Below are 14,492 nucleotides of genomic sequence, written 5' to 3'. Positions count from 1 at the left end.
GAGCATCTGCCTTACAAGCAGAGGGTCACAGGTTCGAGCCCTGTAGGTCCCATTTTTATGCCTGAATCATCAGACAGGCCGATGTGGCTCAATTGGCAGAGCAGCTGATTTGTAATCAGCAGGTTATCGGTTCGAGTCCGATCATCGGCTCTTTGAAAATTTAATTTTCAATAAATAATTATGGATGGATTCCCGAGTGGCCAAAGGGGGCAGACTGTAAATCTGTTGGCACCGCCTTCGAAGGTTCGAATCCTTCTCCATCCATTAGGATAAGTTTGATAAAACAAAGGGCTTTAGTTTTTTCTGTTTATTGTAGGCAGATTAGAATAAGAGCAGATTTATTTTACTTATCCGCTCATCTTATTCCGCGGGGTGGAGCAGTCTGGAAGCTCGTCGGGCTCATAACCCGAAGGTCATAGGTTCAAATCCTATCCCCGCAATTTTTTAGTTAACTGCCCAGTTAGCTCAGTTGGTAGAGCAGAGGACTGAAAATCCTCGTGTCTCTGGTTCGATTCCGGAACTGGGCACTTGTGATACAATAGAATTATGGGATATTAGCTCAGTTGGTAGAGCACTTGACTTTTAATCAAGTTGTCCGGGGTTCGAATCCCCGATGTCTCATTACTTCAATAGTTGGGAACCTTTGATTTTCAAGGGTTCCCATTGTTTTGTAAACAAAAGCGTTTTGATTACACTTCTCAGATTTTTTATCCCAGTTACTTTACAAAAGCCATCTGGTAAAAGGATTGACAGGCTTCAAGATTTTTCTGAGTTTGGCAGAGATGCATATTTGGATTTCCGGATAGCAGGAAATCTGTTATCCCTGTTTTTCACAAAGCCGGTTCAGGAGACTTAATACCAAAATCATATCACTGTCATTCAATAGTTTAAATTTAGATAAAGCTTTATTAACCAATTCAGGATTCTGCTGCTGCTGATCAAAAAATTCAACAGGCGTTATTTCAAAATAATCACAGATAGAAAAAAATTCATTTAAAGAAGGAAGAGATTTTCCAGAAGAAATATTGTTGATATATCCTCTGCTATGCCCTAAATCATAGCTCATTTGATATTCGGAGACTCCTTTTTTAATTCGCAACTGTGTAATTCGGTTTTTGACAAATTCATCCATGGTATACTCCTCCTAAATATATACATAATTATAAATGACAAAAGTAAGAAATATTCTATGTAAAAATGTTATAATATCTTGAAACATCTAATTTAAAATGTTATTATATGATAAGAAATGATTAAATTGAAAAAATGAGGGGAAAAGACATTTATAAAATGATAATGGCAGATGTGTGGAAAATGGAGAGTTACAATGCAGAAGAGTATGGCACAAAATTTACGAATGTTATTATTATGTCTTTGTTTCCTGTTTTTATTTAAAAGCTGGCAGGTAAAAGCTGCAGTGCCAAAGGCAACAGAAGAATATGAGCTTGGGGAGGAGTATGAGGGGAAAATAGCATACCATGAAAAGATGCGGTGTTTTCGTTTTTCTCTTCCGGAAAGTTCCCATGTTACTTTATCTTTAAAATATTACGGGAAAGGATGTGGAGGAACGATTTATGATGAATTTGGGAATGAAGTATTGAGAAATGAGGATTTGGAGTTTCGAAGAAACTTTTTTACCGGCTGGTCCTCAGCAATTTTGTCCAGAACACTTTCTTCCGGTACCTATTACATTAAAATATGGAATGAAGGAAGATGGAAGTGGCAGCATTGCAGGTTTTCTTTTCGGATTCAGGCTGAAAAGCAGGTGGAAATTCTATATATATTTTGTCTGTATTCTTTCAAAAAGTATTGAAATTATTGTGAATTTTGTGATAATATTAATGGAGATTTTCTGAAAGAAATCTTATTATTTGAAAGGAGAAGGAAAAATGGCAAACAGATTTGTGTTAAACGAAACATCTTATCATGGAGCAGGCGCAATTCAGGAAATTGCAGCAGAGGCAAAAGGAAGGGGGTTCCAGAAGGCTTTTGTGTGTTCTGATCCGGATCTTGTAAAATTTGGAGTAACGAAGAAAGTATTGGATGTATTGGATCAAGCGGGGTTAGTTTACGAATTATATTCTGATATTAAACCAAATCCGACGATTGAGAATGTACAGACAGGCGTTGCAGCATTTAAGAAGTCAGAAGCTGATTATTTGGTTGCGATTGGCGGCGGTTCTTCTATGGATACTGCTAAGGCTATCGGTATTATTATCAATAACCCGGATTTTGAAGATGTGGTAAGTCTGGAAGGCGTTGCACCTACTACGAATAAATCTGTTCCGATTTTTGCCGTTCCCACAACTGCAGGAACAGCAGCAGAGGTAACGATTAATTATGTTATTACAGACGCAGAGAAAAACCGCAAAATGGTATGTGTAGATCCGAAGGATATTCCTGTTGTGGCATTTGTAGATTCAGATATGATGTCTTCTATGCCGAAAGGCTTGACGGCTGCTACCGGTATGGACGCTCTGACTCATGCAATCGAGGGATATATTACAGCAGGAGCCTGGGAATTGTCTGATATGTTCCATATTAAGGCTATTGAAATTATTGCAAGAAGTCTTCGGGGTGCAGTTGATAATACACCAGAAGGAAGAGAAGGAATGGCATTGGGGCAATATGTGGCAGGAATGGGATTTTCCAATGTTGGACTTGGAATCGTTCATTCTATGGCTCATCCCTTAGGAGCACTGTATGATACGCCTCATGGCATTGCAAATGCAATTATTCTTCCAACTGTGATGGAGTATAATGCGGAGGCAACAGGAGAGAAATACCGTGATATTGCAAAGGCAATGGGAGTGGAAGGCGTAGAGTCCATGTCTCAGGAAGAATATAGGAAAGCTGCGATAGATGCAGTGAAGAAGCTGTCACAGGATGTTGGCATTCCGGCTGATTTGAAAGAAATTGTTAAAAAGGAAGACATTCCGTTCCTTGCACAATCTGCCTATGATGATGCATGCAGACCTGGAAATCCCAAAGAGACCAGCGTAGAGGATATCACAAAATTATATGAATCCTTAATTTAAAAAGCAGAAATTATAAGTAATTTATGATAGAAGGAAGTATTCCGTCCGGGGTGCTTCCTTTTGCCGGATTTCCGGATTTTTTGAATAAATCATTGCATAATAGGGAAAATGGTATTATAATATAGAAACACGTGTACTGAGAATAATCAGTGACAGAAAATGGTATTATAATATAGAAATAGGTGTACTGAGAATAATCAGTGACAGAAACTCAAACATAAGGAGGTAGGAGAGATGGCTCAGGTAACAAAAGAAACAATGATTGGAGAATTACTTCAAATTAATGAAAATGTAGCGCCTATATTACTGGAGATTGGAATGCATTGTCTTGGCTGCCCGTCTTCTCAGATGGAGACAATTGCCGAAGCAGCAATGGTGCATGGAATTGATCCGGATGCGTTAGTAAATAAAATTAATGACTTCCTGGCACAGTAAGGCGCTATCAAAGCGAACAGTTCTTTGACGGGTTTCAACCGTTATTGAGATTGGTCTGTTTTTTGACAGGCTGTCAGCAAGATTTGACTGTGGAATAGCAATCTGCAGCATAGAAGCAAAGCTTTTAAAGACTAGTGAAAGAAATGGGGTAATAAGGCCATGTTGCTGAGACACAGCCTGTTTACTCCATCATTCTTTTGTTCAGGGCAGCGCTGCAGTAAAAAGGCAGTGGCTGCCAAAATTATGATTCGTGAATAAAAATTCTCTTCTTACACAAAATTTAAAATATCTGAGTGAATTCCCCCTTTGATACTTCATATAAATATATGAAGGTATTTCGTGATATAATATGTTAAATCATGAAGCAGTGGTACGTATCTGCTTCATATAAAGTGTTTTCGAAATTAAACATAGTTCCGAAAACCATATGTTTTGCCAGAAAATTCAAAAGTTCTTTTTTCTTTTCCCAAAATATGGAATGCAGATTCCATGGCTGCCAGCACAGCTTTATTTATTTTATTGCCAGAATTTTCCGTGCAAAACAGATGTTCACAGGTCCGTTGCTAAAATGCAAAGAGCAGGCGTTTTATTAAATAATTTTCATTAAATTGAGAAATATACAGATGACAGGTGTGTTTCCAGGTTAATTTTATCGGATTTCCACATACTATATATCTGTGGAACATGATGTGCAGAAACAGATATGTACATTTGTAATAAAGATAAATTCTCTTGAAATGTGTTATGATGCAAAGACCTGATAATTCGTATGGCTCCTTTCTGCCTGAACCAGACTTGCATTTCTTCCATATTTATAGCATACAAATAATACCAATTGCAAGGTTTTTTGGCAAATATTTAGAAAATTAATATTTTTTTTAGAAAATCCAGGAGTGTACGACTTGACGAAATATAAGAATATGTAATATACTTTGAGTACTAAGAAGATAGCTTTGTATTAACATAGATCTAATGGAGCCTGAGTGGTTTCATAAATGTTGATTTCTAATGTGGTAGTCAAGGAGAAGGAAGTGATCACATGAAAATTGAAAAGGTAAATGAGAACCAGATTCGCTGCACGCTTACAAGAGAGGATCTGGCAGATCGGCAGCTCAAGTTAAGTGAACTGGCTTATGGAACGGAGAAAGCGAAAATGCTTTTTCGGGACATGATGCAGCAGGCAGCCTATGAATGTGGATTTGAGGCAGAGGATATTCCGCTGATGATTGAAGCGATCCCTCTGTCAGCGGATACAATTATTTTGATTATTACGAAGGTTGAATATCCGGAAGAACTGGATACCCGGTTTTCGCAGTTTGCACCAGGAGATCCGGATGATGATGTGAAGGATGAATTTACAGGTGAAGAAGGTGACAAGGTATTTGAAGCGGCTGGAGCAGATGATATTTTAGATTTGGTCCGCAGACTTCAGGCACAGAGCAAAGGCACAGAAACTTCTGAGAGGACAGACGATTTTATTCCGGTTGAGAAAGATACCCGAAAGGATAAGCAGGAGTCTGAGGAACCTCTTGTAGTAGATATTACGAAGCTTTTTGTATTTGATGAATTAGATGAAGTGAACCGGCTGGCGCGTGTATTGAAAGGCTTCTATAATGGATGCAACGTTCTTTATAAGAATAAGCTGAATCGGAAATATTATCTGATTATCAGCAAAAGTCAGCATACGCCGGAAGAATTTAATAAGGTATGCAATATATTGGCAGAATATGCTCATCAGGAGAAATATTCTTCTGCAATCCGGGCATATTTTGAAGAGCATTATGAGTTGATTTTAAAAGAAGATGCATTGCAGATATTAAGTAAGATTTGAGGATAGTTCTTTGCGCTTTATCCCATAGGACAGGATTTCCTATGGGATAAAGCGTATTATGCACGGGAGGATGAAATGTCAGATACAGACATGATGCAGGAGGAGGCTGGGAAGAACACAGAAGAACAGCCGGAGGCTGCAGGAAGAGAAACCGATAGGCAAACTGATGGCAGAACGAACAGAGAGGAGCAGCCGGAGTCGGCAGAACGAGCAAGACAAACCACTGGCAGAAAAAGGGCCCAGAGCCGTTCCAGAAGAAGACGGAGAAGATCCGGAAGGAATAACAAAGCGCCGGTGCTTGTTGCGGCTTTTTTTATCACAGTAGTTGTTCTGATTGCTCTGTTAAGCGTTGTGATTAAAAAATACAGCCCCAGTAAAGAGCGGGCAGATCTGAATGAGTATTATAACGTTCAGGGCACAGAGGATATGGCTGTGATTCTGGATGGTCAGCGGCTGGAAGAAAAAGCAAAATACTGGGACGGACATGTGTACATGGATTACAAACTGGTTCAGCAGTATTTGAATCAGCGTTTTTACTGGGATTCCAATGAAAATATTCTGCGGTATGTAACCAATACAGACGTGATTACCGTGAATGCAGGAAGTATGGAATATACGGTCACTAGGAAAAGTGAAAGCACAGATTATGTGATTGTCAAAGTAGACGGAGAGCATATGTATCTGGCTTTGGATTTCGTTCAGAATTACACAAATATTGATTTTGCAATCTATCAAAATCCTAACCGGGTAAAAATAACTGCTTCCTGGGGAGAAATTCAGACGGCGTCCATCCGCAAGAAAACGGAAATCCGTGTAAAGGGCGGAATTAAGAGCCCCATTGTAACGGATTTGGAAAAAGGAAGCAAGGTAACCATTCTGGAGTCTGGTGAAGACTGGAGCAGAGTCTGCACCGAGGACGGCATGATTGGATGGCTGAAAAAGAAAAGACTGGGAGAGGCGGCGTCTGAGACATTAGCAAGGGAATTTGAAGAGCCGGCGTTTTCTCATATTCTGAAGGAAGGGCCAGTGAGCCTTGGATGGCATCAGGTGACCAATCAGGAAGCCAACGGCAGGATTTCTAATATCTTGCAGAGCACTAAGGGAGTGAATGTAATAGCGCCCACCTGGTTTTATCTGAATGATAATGATGGAAATATATTTTCTCTGGCCAACAGGGAGTATGTTAGTTACTGCCACCAGAACAATGTTGAAGTCTGGGCGTTAGTCAGCAATTTGGAAAATCCGGAAGCAGACAGTGCCTATGTGCTGACCCATACGTCCACCCGGGATTATCTGGCAAATCAGATTATTGCAGCGGCCATTGAGTATGATTTAGATGGGATTAATCTGGATTTTGAGGCTTTGAGCGGTGAAGTAGGGGATGCATACATACAGTTTATCCGGGAACTTTCTCTGAAATGTGAGAATAATAATCTGGTGCTTTCTGTGGATAATTATGTGCCTACTGGTTATACGGCATTTTATAATCGGGCAGAGCAGGCTGTATTTGCAGATTATGTAATTATTATGGGATATGACGAGCATTACAGCGGTTCTGAGGATATCGGTTCTGTGGCTTCTATTGGTTTTGTTCGGGAGGGAGTGGAAAATACCTTGAAGGAGGTTCCGCCGGAACAGACAATTTTGGGTATGCCGTTTTATACCAGAGTTTGGGAACTGACTCCTAAGGAGGGAGCTGGGGAAGATGTGGAATCCGCAGCGGAGGATTACCTTCCTTATACATTTACTTGTACAGACGAAGGAATGCAGACGGTGGAAAACCGTTATACAGAAAACGGCGCACAGGCTGTCTGGTCCGATGAGGACGGTCAGTATACTGCAGAGTATGAGAAGGACGGGAAGACCTACAAAATGTGGATTGAAAATGAGACGTCTTTAGAGGAGAAGCTGAAAGTCATGAAACAGAATAACCTGGCCGGGGCTGCTTATTGGAAGCTGGGACTGGAACGGCCTTCTGCGTGGGATACGATTATTAAATATGTGAATTAAATAGTGATAGAAAAAGCTGCTATATCTGGCATATTTCCTGATACGGCAGCTTTTTCTTTGTCTCCTGAATGTATGGAAAAGGAACAACCTATAAATCTTTCTATAAAATAGTGCCAGTCACAACATTTATCTGTCTTGTCACTTCATTTCTAAAGTTTTTTCCCGAAGGATGCCGATAACATTAGTGACCGGAAAACAGATGTCCTTTTAAGTTCAGACAACAGCAGGAATGTGCCGGAAGTAAATTTTTCAGAAATATCACGAGGTGGACCGAGTTGAATATTGCAATCTGTGATGATGAAAAGTATGTACGCAGTTTCATACGGAAGCTGATAGAAAGACAGGGACTGGACTGTGAAATCCGAGAATTTTCGTCCGGAGAGGAATTGCTGCAGTCACAGGGATTGGACAGTGGTAGAAGAAAATTTTCGTCCGAAGAGGAATTGCTGCAGTCACAGGAACTGATGGGCAATACCGGGGAAATCTCATCCCAAAAGGAGCATCCGGAAGCAATTGACATTCTTTTTCTGGATATTTCCATGGAGGATATAGATGGGATAACTGTGGCAAAACAGCTTCGGAAGCAGGCCGGGGAACAGGGCAAAGCAGTATGGGGAAGTCTTCCTCTTCTGATTTTTGTGACGGGATATCCGGAATATGTGATGGAGGCCTTTGCGGTGCATGCCTATCAGTTTCTGGTAAAGCCTGTGGATGAAAAGGAATTTGCGGCAGTTTTTGAGCAGGCTGTGCAGGAGTGCAGGATTTTGAAAGGCAGGAAGCAGGAAACGCCCAAGGAACTGCTGATTCATAAGGGCAATACTACAAGAAAGGTATTGGAAGAAGATATTTATTATGTGGAAAGCAGCAACCGCAAGGTGATTCTGTGCCTGAATTGCGAGAAAATCATTTATTATGGCAAGATCAGCAGGCTTGAGGAAGAATTGCCGGAGAATTTTTTTCGGGTGCATAAGGGCTATCTGGTTAATATGAAATATGTAGAGCGATACAGCCGGACGGAGGTATGGATGAAAAACGGTGACAAACTGTTAATCTCAAGGTACAAATATCAGGAGTTTGTGAAAGCATACCTGAAATATATTTCGGAGGGAAATCATTGAGCCAGGAGACGTTTCAATTCGTGGTGGATATTTCCGGGGGATGCCTGATTCTTGTGCAGACTGTGTGTTTTTTTGTTTTATGGAGGATTTTTTATTCTGAGCATAACGATACACAGATAAAGTTCACAGCTTTGCAAAGGCACAGGACTATTACAAAACCCAGTCATTGCGGTCAGTCTGCGGCGCCCGGTTGTTCTGTGACAGGCTTTGCAGAGGCGGGAATTCTGATTGTCCTAAATCTTCTTATAGGATTCTGGCCGGGAATTTCTTCAGGGATTCGGTATCTTGTTTCTGCGGCTTTGATCCTTGCCGGCGTGTATGTAAGGTACCGGAAATATCTGGAGAAAGCGGTATTTGTGCTGTTGATGTTCTATAATTTTCATGGGTTGAGCTTTTTAATTGCAAACAGCATTTATCAGTATGGGACGGATTTTCTTTTTCATCAGATGGAACCTTCCTCTAAAGAGTATCTGTCAGAGATTTACTTAAGCTCTGCCTGGTGCCAGTGGCTTCTGGTAATTGTGTATGGACTGATATTTCTGGCGATGGTGGGAATTTTGCAGAAAATTGTAACGGGCGCCTGGGAGATGAACTGGCAGGATGCTGTGTTCTTGTCTTCTCTCAATGGAGCTGGTATTCTGTTGGCCCGAACTGTGATGGATCTTTCTGTTGTAAAGATGGAACAGGGCATGTTTCTTCTGTTTGATGAAAAAAAAGATATGCTCTGGAAGGTTCCCTTGATTGCGCTGCTGCTTTATCTGGGAGAACTGTCTGCCATCTATATTTTTCAGAAATATGGTAAGCTGCAGCGGGAAAGGCAGAAGCATTTTATGGAGGAGCAGCAGATGAAATTACTCCGGCAGCGTCTGGAGGAAGCAGAGGATTTCTATGGCAGCATCCGCAGAGCCAGGCATGAGATGAAAAATCACATGGCAAATCTTAAAGGCCTTGCAGCCGGCGGAAATTACCAGGCGGCAGAACAGTATGTGAAAAAACTGGAGGAAACCATGGGAACGCTGGAGTATCAGTTTGCCACGGGAAATCCGGTTACAGATGTGGTAATCAATGATAAATACCGGAAAGCCGTGGTTTTTGGGATTGATTTCAGGGTAAATTTCCATTATGGGCCAAAGGATGGAGTCTCGGTGTTTGATTTGGGAATTTTGCTGGGAAATCTTTTGGACAATGCGATTGAAGCATGCCAAAGGATGAAGGAGGGCCGGCGGTTTATTCGTCTGAACCTGAGAAGGAAAAATCATTTTCTGCTGATTGAGGTGGAGAACAGTTTTGACGGAATTCTTCGGTGGGAGGAGGGCAGCCCTGTCCCGGCCACCAGAAAAAAAGAATCCCTGACGGGAAAAAAATGTTCACAGCGGCCCGGGAATGCGCCGGCGGCCGCAAAGCAGGATGGAAATTGCCTGTGGATGGAACACGGGATTGGATTGACAAATGTAAAAGAGATAGCAGAACGCTATCTTGGAGTTATGGAAATGAAAATAAATGGAAATGTGTTTCAAGTTGTAGTAATGCTGCAGCAGAGTGATGAAAGGTCAGATGGCAGCAGCCAGTAAACAGCAGGAGGTATTGGTATGAGAGTGACAGATCAGATTATGAACGCAACAGCAAGGAAAGCAGGAGTGCCGGTGAATATGTCTCTGGCGAATTATCTGAACAAGAATCAGAAAAACAGCCTGGAAGATGTTTTTGGGGGAAACGCCGCCGCGGATCTGACAAAGAAAAGAGGTTATGAAAAACTGGAAAAGGCAGCGGAGGAGCTGGCAAAGAGCGCCCAGGCATTTCTGGCAGAGGGGCAGGATTCCATGTTTGCCAAAGCGAAAGAAAGTGGAAATAATGAAGAAATTTACAGTCATGTGGAAAAGCTGCTGGAGAATTATAACAGTGCCATAAAGTCTTTAAAATCGAATTCTTCTCCTTTGGACGATTATTACCGGCAGATGCTGAGCGGTGCGGCAGGCGAGAACAGCGAAGCGTTGAAGACAGCAGGCATTACCATAGGGAAAGACGGAACCTTAAGCCTGGATAAAGGAAAATTAAAGGAGGCAGATTTAGAAAGCCTGGAGAAACTTTTTGGACCATCCGGGTCGTTTTCAGAAAAGGTTGCTTTTTTGGGAGAACGGATTGCTGACAATGCTGGGGCCAATGCCTTAAGTTATTCCAGCAAGTATAATTCCAGTGGCAGCAGTTATGCGGCTTTTGGAAATAAGTACGATATTTGGGGATAAGGAACGCCGGACAGGAAAGGAGCGGTCATGAGCCAGAATACTATCTATGTAAATTATATGACGAAAACTTACCATAATTTTCTGAAAAGCCAGGAAGCGAAACAGGCTCAGGCAGAACCCGTGTCCTTTGCAGATAAAATTGCCGAGAAGAGGCTGGAGGCGTCAGGCGCCGGCCAGATGGAGATAACTTCCAATGAAATGACACTGGAAGAATATAAACAGTATATACACGATAAAATATCGCAAATTCCCATCAGCCCTTCTCAGATGAGTTCTTCTTTTTCGATACATATTTCAGATGCAGGCTTTGAGGCTATGAAGGCAGATCCGGAATATGAAAAATGGGTGCTGGATACGTTGAAACATGACTTTGGATTTAATAATCCCTGGGCAGGAATCTGCGGCGGCAGCTTTGTGGTTCATAATTTCGGGGCAACCAAAGAGGAATACAGCGGTCAAAGCTGGTATGCGGGCTATCAGAACGGAAAAGGGGAGAGTCTGTTCAATCAGAAAGCAGAGGACAGCTTCTGGGAGAGACGGATGCAGCGAAGGATTCAGCTGCAGGAGCAGCAGGAAGAGCTTCAGATGAAACGGATGCTGGATAAGCGGCTGTATGGGGAAGATTATATGCAGCAGACTTATTTTTCAGCAGAGCTTCTGTTTATGCCAAGTGGTGATGCAGAAGGAAAGAAATAAAGGGAAAATAATTTCATAAAACTACTTTTTCTCAGACAGGTCACCCTTCTTTTTTGCAGGTTGGCCTGTCTCTTTTGCATTTCACGTTATTGTCTCTTGCACGCGTTCTGTTTTCTGTTAAAGTAGCCTTGAAAGGGCGGCCATGAGACAATTCTGAATCAAGGATAAGCCGGGTTACATAAAACAGGAAAAAACAGAACAGGGAGGAAAAATGAAAGAATCAATTATAGTGGAACACTTAAAAAAGTCCTATAAAGACGTGAAGGCAGTGGATGATATCAGCTTTATGGTAGAAAAGGGAGAGCTGTTCGGATTCCTTGGGGTAAACGGCGCAGGAAAATCCACCACCATTAACATGCTCTGCACCCTGCAGGAGCCTGACGGCGGCAGGGCAAGCATCCATGGACTGGAGCTTGGACGGGAGAATGAAAAAATTAAAAGGCATATCGGAGTTGTGTATCAGAACAATTGCCTGGATAAATTGCTGACGGTAAAGGAGAATCTTCTGATTCGGGGCAGCCTCTATGAAAAGGATAACCAGAAGTTAAAGAAGAATCTCAGCCATGTGACGGAGATTCTGGATCTTGAGGATGTGCTGAAACGTCCCTTCGGAAAGCTGTCCGGCGGCCAGAAACGAAGATGTGAAATTGCCAGGGCGCTGATGCATACGCCGGATATTTTGTTTCTGGATGAACCCACCACGGGACTTGATCCGGCCACAAGGAAAAATGTGTGGGAAACCGTGTACAAGCTTCAGCAGGAAATGGAGATGACGGTATTTCTGACCACTCATTACATGGAGGAAGCAGCAAAAGCAGATCATATTGGAATTATGGATCACGGGCATTTTGTAGAATATGGGACTCCTTTTGCCTTGAAGGAACAATATGCCAAAGATAAGCTTTATCTTATACCCAAACAAGGCAGCAGAGAACAGGTTCAGGCAGAACTTTCAGCCTGTAATCTGAGGTACGGGGCCAAAGAAGAAAGGATTTATGTAGAAATTGAGGATACTCTTGCCGCTCTTGGATTCGTGAACCGGTTACAGGAGTATTTAGATGGATTTGAAGTCATTCAGGGAACCATGGATGATGTCTTTCTGAAAGTTACACAAAACAAAAACGATAAATAATGCATGTTCCGGTTAGGGGATGCAGGGAATCATATTTGGAAACCTGATGGAAAGGAGTCTGTAATGAAAAAGTTTATGAATCTCACCAGGCGGAATTGCCTGGTATTTTTGAGGGACAGAGGAGCGGTCTTTTTTTCTCTGCTGTCCATGTTGATTGTATTGATGCTGATGGGAATTTTTCTGGGAAATATGAATGAAGAAAATGTGGTAAATCTGTTGAAAGAATACGGAGGCGTCCGGGATGTTCCCAAGGATGAAGCGCATGCCAGAGAGCTGGTGCAGTATTGGACGCTGGCTGGAATCCTTGTGGTCAATGCTGTTACAGTTACGTTGACAGTGGTTGGAAGCCGGGTTGCCGATGTTTCGGAAGGAAGGCTTTCAAGCCTGTATTCCGCTCCGGTGAGCCGGGGGCTTATCGCGCTTTCTTATGTGGCCTCTGCTGTGGTGATTGGAATTTTAATGTGTATATTGACGCTGGGGATTGCTCTCTGCTACATTGCGGCAGCCGGGGGAACCTTGTTAAGCCCAGGGGCTCTGGGCAGAATTTTTCTTCTTATTATATTAAATGTGTGCGTCTTTGCGGTGATCATGTATTTCTTTGCGCTGTTTGTAAAAAGCAGCAGCGCCTGGTCTGGAATTGCCACAGTGGTTGGGACGCTGGTTGGATTCGTGGGGGCAATTTATCTTCCTATGGGAAGTCTTCCAACAGGGGTTGCTTCCGTGTTAAAATATATTCCCGTGCTTCATGGGGCTTCCCTAATGCGGAGGGCTTGCTGCGGACAGGCATTGAAAACTACTTTTGCAGGAACGCCAAAGGAATTGCTGACGGAATACAGTGAATACATGGGAATTCAGGTGAAAATGGGAGAAAAGGCGGCAGATTCTTTTTTTCAGGCGCTATTTCTGACAGCTTGTGGTATAATTGCATTTATATTGATTGTATTGGTGCAGAAAAGAAAAGATATCAGTGACCGATAGAGGAAAACTATGAAAGTAACTATTTTGGATATAGGGCCGGAGGAAGAGGAAGAGATTATTATTAAATGCCATTCCCTGGATGAGGATATGGTGAAACTGGTAAATCAGCTGAAACAGGGCGCAAGAAAGCTTGCGGTGTATCAGGAAGAGGGAATGTTTTTTGTGGAGCCGGAGGAAGTGTTTTACTTTGAGTCGGTAGACCAGAGGGTATTTGCTTACTGTAAAACGGAGGTATATCAGGTAAAATGCCGTTTGTATGAGCTTCTGGAGGAATTGCCGGGACGTGATTTTATCCGGGTGTCCAAATCCTCTATTTTAAATCTGAGGCAGCTGGAAAGGCTGGCTCCTGCATTCGGAGGACGTTATGAGGCTCTGCTGAAAAACGGGGAAAAGGTAATTATTTCCAGACAGTACGTGAGTCTGCTGAAAGAAAAATTGGGTGTGTGAGGAGGGAAGGATGATGCGGAAACGTCTGGATGCAATGGCATCCTTATTTGTAAAAATAACAACTGGAATCCTGTTTGCTTCGGCAGTGTTTATTACTGTTTTTTATGGCTGGGAGCTGGAATTGCATGTGGATATTCTCTGGCAGATTCTTGTGCTTGCGTTTATCTGTACATTGGGAAGCCTGGTGATTTCTGTAGACGGTCAGCGGGAGATTTCCAGAAGATCCATGCTGATTCGAATTGCAGTATATTATGCTTATGTCAATGCTGCAGTGTTGTTTGGCGGTTTTCTTTTTCGATGGTTTTCGTTTGATAATCTAAATCAGGTGCTTGGGATGGTGGCTGCAGTGGCTGTTGTATACCTTGCAGTGTGGATCTGCTCTTCCTGGCTGGATTACCGGGAGGCAGAGCAGATTAACCGAAAACTGGAGCGATACTTTGAAGGAAGGAAAAATATGAATCAGAACATGGAGCAAAAAATGAAGCATGATTAATTCTTGACGAAGGATTCTCCCCGTGTTATTCTGACATCGAAGTATTTTTTACCAGTTTACAGGAAGGAAAG

General features: G+C 42.3%; 14 protein-coding genes and 5 tRNA genes. 18 read left to right on the top strand and 1 reads right to left on the bottom strand.

Going from position 1 to position 14,492, the window contains the following annotated elements; translation table 11 throughout:
• Positions 1–77: 77 nt before the first annotated feature.
• The 5 genes from E5329_RS14365 (at position 78) to E5329_RS14345 (ending at position 621) form a co-directional block, all read left to right on the top strand.
• A tRNA-Thr gene (locus E5329_RS14365) sits at positions 78–150 on the top strand.
• A 32-nt stretch (positions 151–182) separates the two neighbouring features.
• Positions 183–264: transfer RNA gene (locus E5329_RS14360), tRNA-Tyr, on the top strand.
• A gap of 102 nt (positions 265–366) precedes the next feature.
• Positions 367–440: transfer RNA gene (locus E5329_RS14355), tRNA-Met, on the top strand.
• 14 nt (positions 441–454) lie between these two features.
• Positions 455–527: transfer RNA gene (locus E5329_RS14350), tRNA-Phe, on the top strand.
• Positions 528–548: 21 nt separating this feature from the next.
• Positions 549–621 (top strand) — tRNA-Lys (locus tag E5329_RS14345).
• A gap of 196 nt (positions 622–817) precedes the next feature.
• Here the strand turns inward: E5329_RS14345 and E5329_RS14340 are convergent.
• Positions 818–1,132 carry a helix-turn-helix transcriptional regulator gene (locus tag E5329_RS14340; RefSeq protein WP_135990199.1) on the bottom strand — a complete coding sequence of 105 codons (315 nt, stop codon included), beginning with the start codon at positions 1,130–1,132 and terminating at the stop codon, positions 818–820.
• A gap of 195 nt (positions 1,133–1,327) precedes the next feature.
• On the opposite strand from E5329_RS14340, the gene E5329_RS14335 reads away from it, so the two are divergent.
• The 13 genes from E5329_RS14335 (at position 1,328) to E5329_RS14275 (ending at position 14,421) form a co-directional block, all read left to right on the top strand.
• Positions 1,328–1,813 (top strand): hypothetical protein, encoded by a 486-nt coding sequence (locus tag E5329_RS14335; RefSeq protein WP_135990198.1) that lies wholly within the window; start codon positions 1,328–1,330, stop codon positions 1,811–1,813.
• 76 nt (positions 1,814–1,889) lie between these two features.
• A complete protein-coding gene (gene fucO, locus E5329_RS14330; RefSeq protein WP_135990197.1) occupies positions 1,890–3,038 on the top strand; it encodes a lactaldehyde reductase in 1,149 nt (382 codons plus the stop codon).
• 234 nt (positions 3,039–3,272) lie between these two features.
• A complete protein-coding gene (locus E5329_RS14325; protein ID WP_135990196.1) occupies positions 3,273–3,473 on the top strand; it encodes a DUF1858 domain-containing protein in 201 nt (66 codons plus the stop codon).
• 1,039 nt (positions 3,474–4,512) lie between these two features.
• Positions 4,513–5,304 (top strand): adaptor protein MecA, encoded by a 792-nt coding sequence (locus tag E5329_RS14320; RefSeq protein ID WP_135990195.1) that lies wholly within the window; start codon positions 4,513–4,515, stop codon positions 5,302–5,304.
• 75 nt (positions 5,305–5,379) lie between these two features.
• Positions 5,380–7,314: a glycosyl hydrolase family 18 protein gene (locus E5329_RS14315; protein WP_275443283.1), complete on the top strand. Its 1,935-nt coding sequence runs from the start codon at positions 5,380–5,382 to the stop codon at positions 7,312–7,314.
• 275 nt (positions 7,315–7,589) lie between these two features.
• Positions 7,590–8,432 (top strand): LytR/AlgR family response regulator transcription factor, encoded by an 843-nt coding sequence (locus E5329_RS14310; protein WP_135990194.1) that lies wholly within the window; start codon positions 7,590–7,592, stop codon positions 8,430–8,432.
• Complete coding sequence (locus tag E5329_RS14305) at positions 8,429–10,003, top strand: sensor histidine kinase (RefSeq protein WP_275443282.1); 1,575 nt, start codon at positions 8,429–8,431, stop codon at positions 10,001–10,003. The genes E5329_RS14310 and E5329_RS14305 overlap by 4 nt, the downstream gene beginning before the upstream one ends.
• An 18-nt stretch (positions 10,004–10,021) precedes the next feature.
• A complete protein-coding gene (locus E5329_RS14300) occupies positions 10,022–10,675 on the top strand; it encodes a hypothetical protein (RefSeq protein ID WP_135990193.1) in 654 nt (217 codons plus the stop codon).
• A 27-nt stretch (positions 10,676–10,702) separates the two neighbouring features.
• Positions 10,703–11,371, top strand: a complete 669-nt coding sequence (locus tag E5329_RS14295; protein ID WP_135990192.1) for a hypothetical protein — start codon at positions 10,703–10,705, stop codon at positions 11,369–11,371.
• A gap of 211 nt (positions 11,372–11,582) precedes the next feature.
• Positions 11,583–12,503 carry an ABC transporter ATP-binding protein gene (locus E5329_RS14290; RefSeq protein ID WP_135990191.1) on the top strand — a complete coding sequence of 307 codons (921 nt, stop codon included), beginning with the start codon at positions 11,583–11,585 and terminating at the stop codon, positions 12,501–12,503.
• Positions 12,504–12,566: 63 nt separating this feature from the next.
• The gene (locus tag E5329_RS14285; RefSeq protein ID WP_168356636.1) at positions 12,567–13,481 is read left to right on the top strand and encodes an ABC transporter permease; all 915 of its coding nucleotides are present in this window, start codon (positions 12,567–12,569) and stop codon (positions 13,479–13,481) included.
• A 9-nt stretch (positions 13,482–13,490) separates the two neighbouring features.
• A complete protein-coding gene (locus E5329_RS14280; protein ID WP_135990189.1) occupies positions 13,491–13,928 on the top strand; it encodes a LytTR family DNA-binding domain-containing protein in 438 nt (145 codons plus the stop codon).
• Positions 13,929–13,938: 10 nt separating this feature from the next.
• On the top strand, positions 13,939–14,421 hold the full coding sequence (locus E5329_RS14275; protein WP_135990188.1) for a DUF3021 family protein: 483 nt from the start codon (positions 13,939–13,941) through the stop codon (positions 14,419–14,421).
• The last annotated feature ends 71 nt before the right edge of the window (positions 14,422–14,492 follow it).

This window comes from Petralouisia muris (genome assembly GCF_004793545.1).
GTDB lineage: Bacteria > Bacillota > Clostridia > Lachnospirales > Lachnospiraceae > Petralouisia > Petralouisia muris.
Note: the sequence above shows the minus strand (reverse complement) of the source record. Positions and strands in the feature narration are given on the sequence as shown.

Coding starts and splice junctions, on each gene's coding strand:
- fucO (WP_135990197.1), top strand. CDS start 1,890: ATGGCAAACAGATTTGTGTTAAACGAAACATCTTATCATGGAGCAGGC.
- E5329_RS14340 (WP_135990199.1), bottom strand. CDS start 1,132: ATGGATGAATTTGTCAAAAACCGAATTACACAGTTGCGAATTAAAAAA.
- E5329_RS14290 (WP_135990191.1), top strand. CDS start 11,583: ATGAAAGAATCAATTATAGTGGAACACTTAAAAAAGTCCTATAAAGAC.
- E5329_RS14325 (WP_135990196.1), top strand. CDS start 3,273: ATGGCTCAGGTAACAAAAGAAACAATGATTGGAGAATTACTTCAAATT.
- E5329_RS14275 (WP_135990188.1), top strand. CDS start 13,939: ATGATGCGGAAACGTCTGGATGCAATGGCATCCTTATTTGTAAAAATA.
- E5329_RS14280 (WP_135990189.1), top strand. CDS start 13,491: ATGAAAGTAACTATTTTGGATATAGGGCCGGAGGAAGAGGAAGAGATT.
- E5329_RS14285 (WP_168356636.1), top strand. CDS start 12,567: ATGAAAAAGTTTATGAATCTCACCAGGCGGAATTGCCTGGTATTTTTG.
- E5329_RS14295 (WP_135990192.1), top strand. CDS start 10,703: ATGAGCCAGAATACTATCTATGTAAATTATATGACGAAAACTTACCAT.
- E5329_RS14335 (WP_135990198.1), top strand. CDS start 1,328: ATGCAGAAGAGTATGGCACAAAATTTACGAATGTTATTATTATGTCTT.
- E5329_RS14320 (WP_135990195.1), top strand. CDS start 4,513: ATGAAAATTGAAAAGGTAAATGAGAACCAGATTCGCTGCACGCTTACA.
- E5329_RS14300 (WP_135990193.1), top strand. CDS start 10,022: ATGAGAGTGACAGATCAGATTATGAACGCAACAGCAAGGAAAGCAGGA.
- E5329_RS14315 (WP_275443283.1), top strand. CDS start 5,380: ATGTCAGATACAGACATGATGCAGGAGGAGGCTGGGAAGAACACAGAA.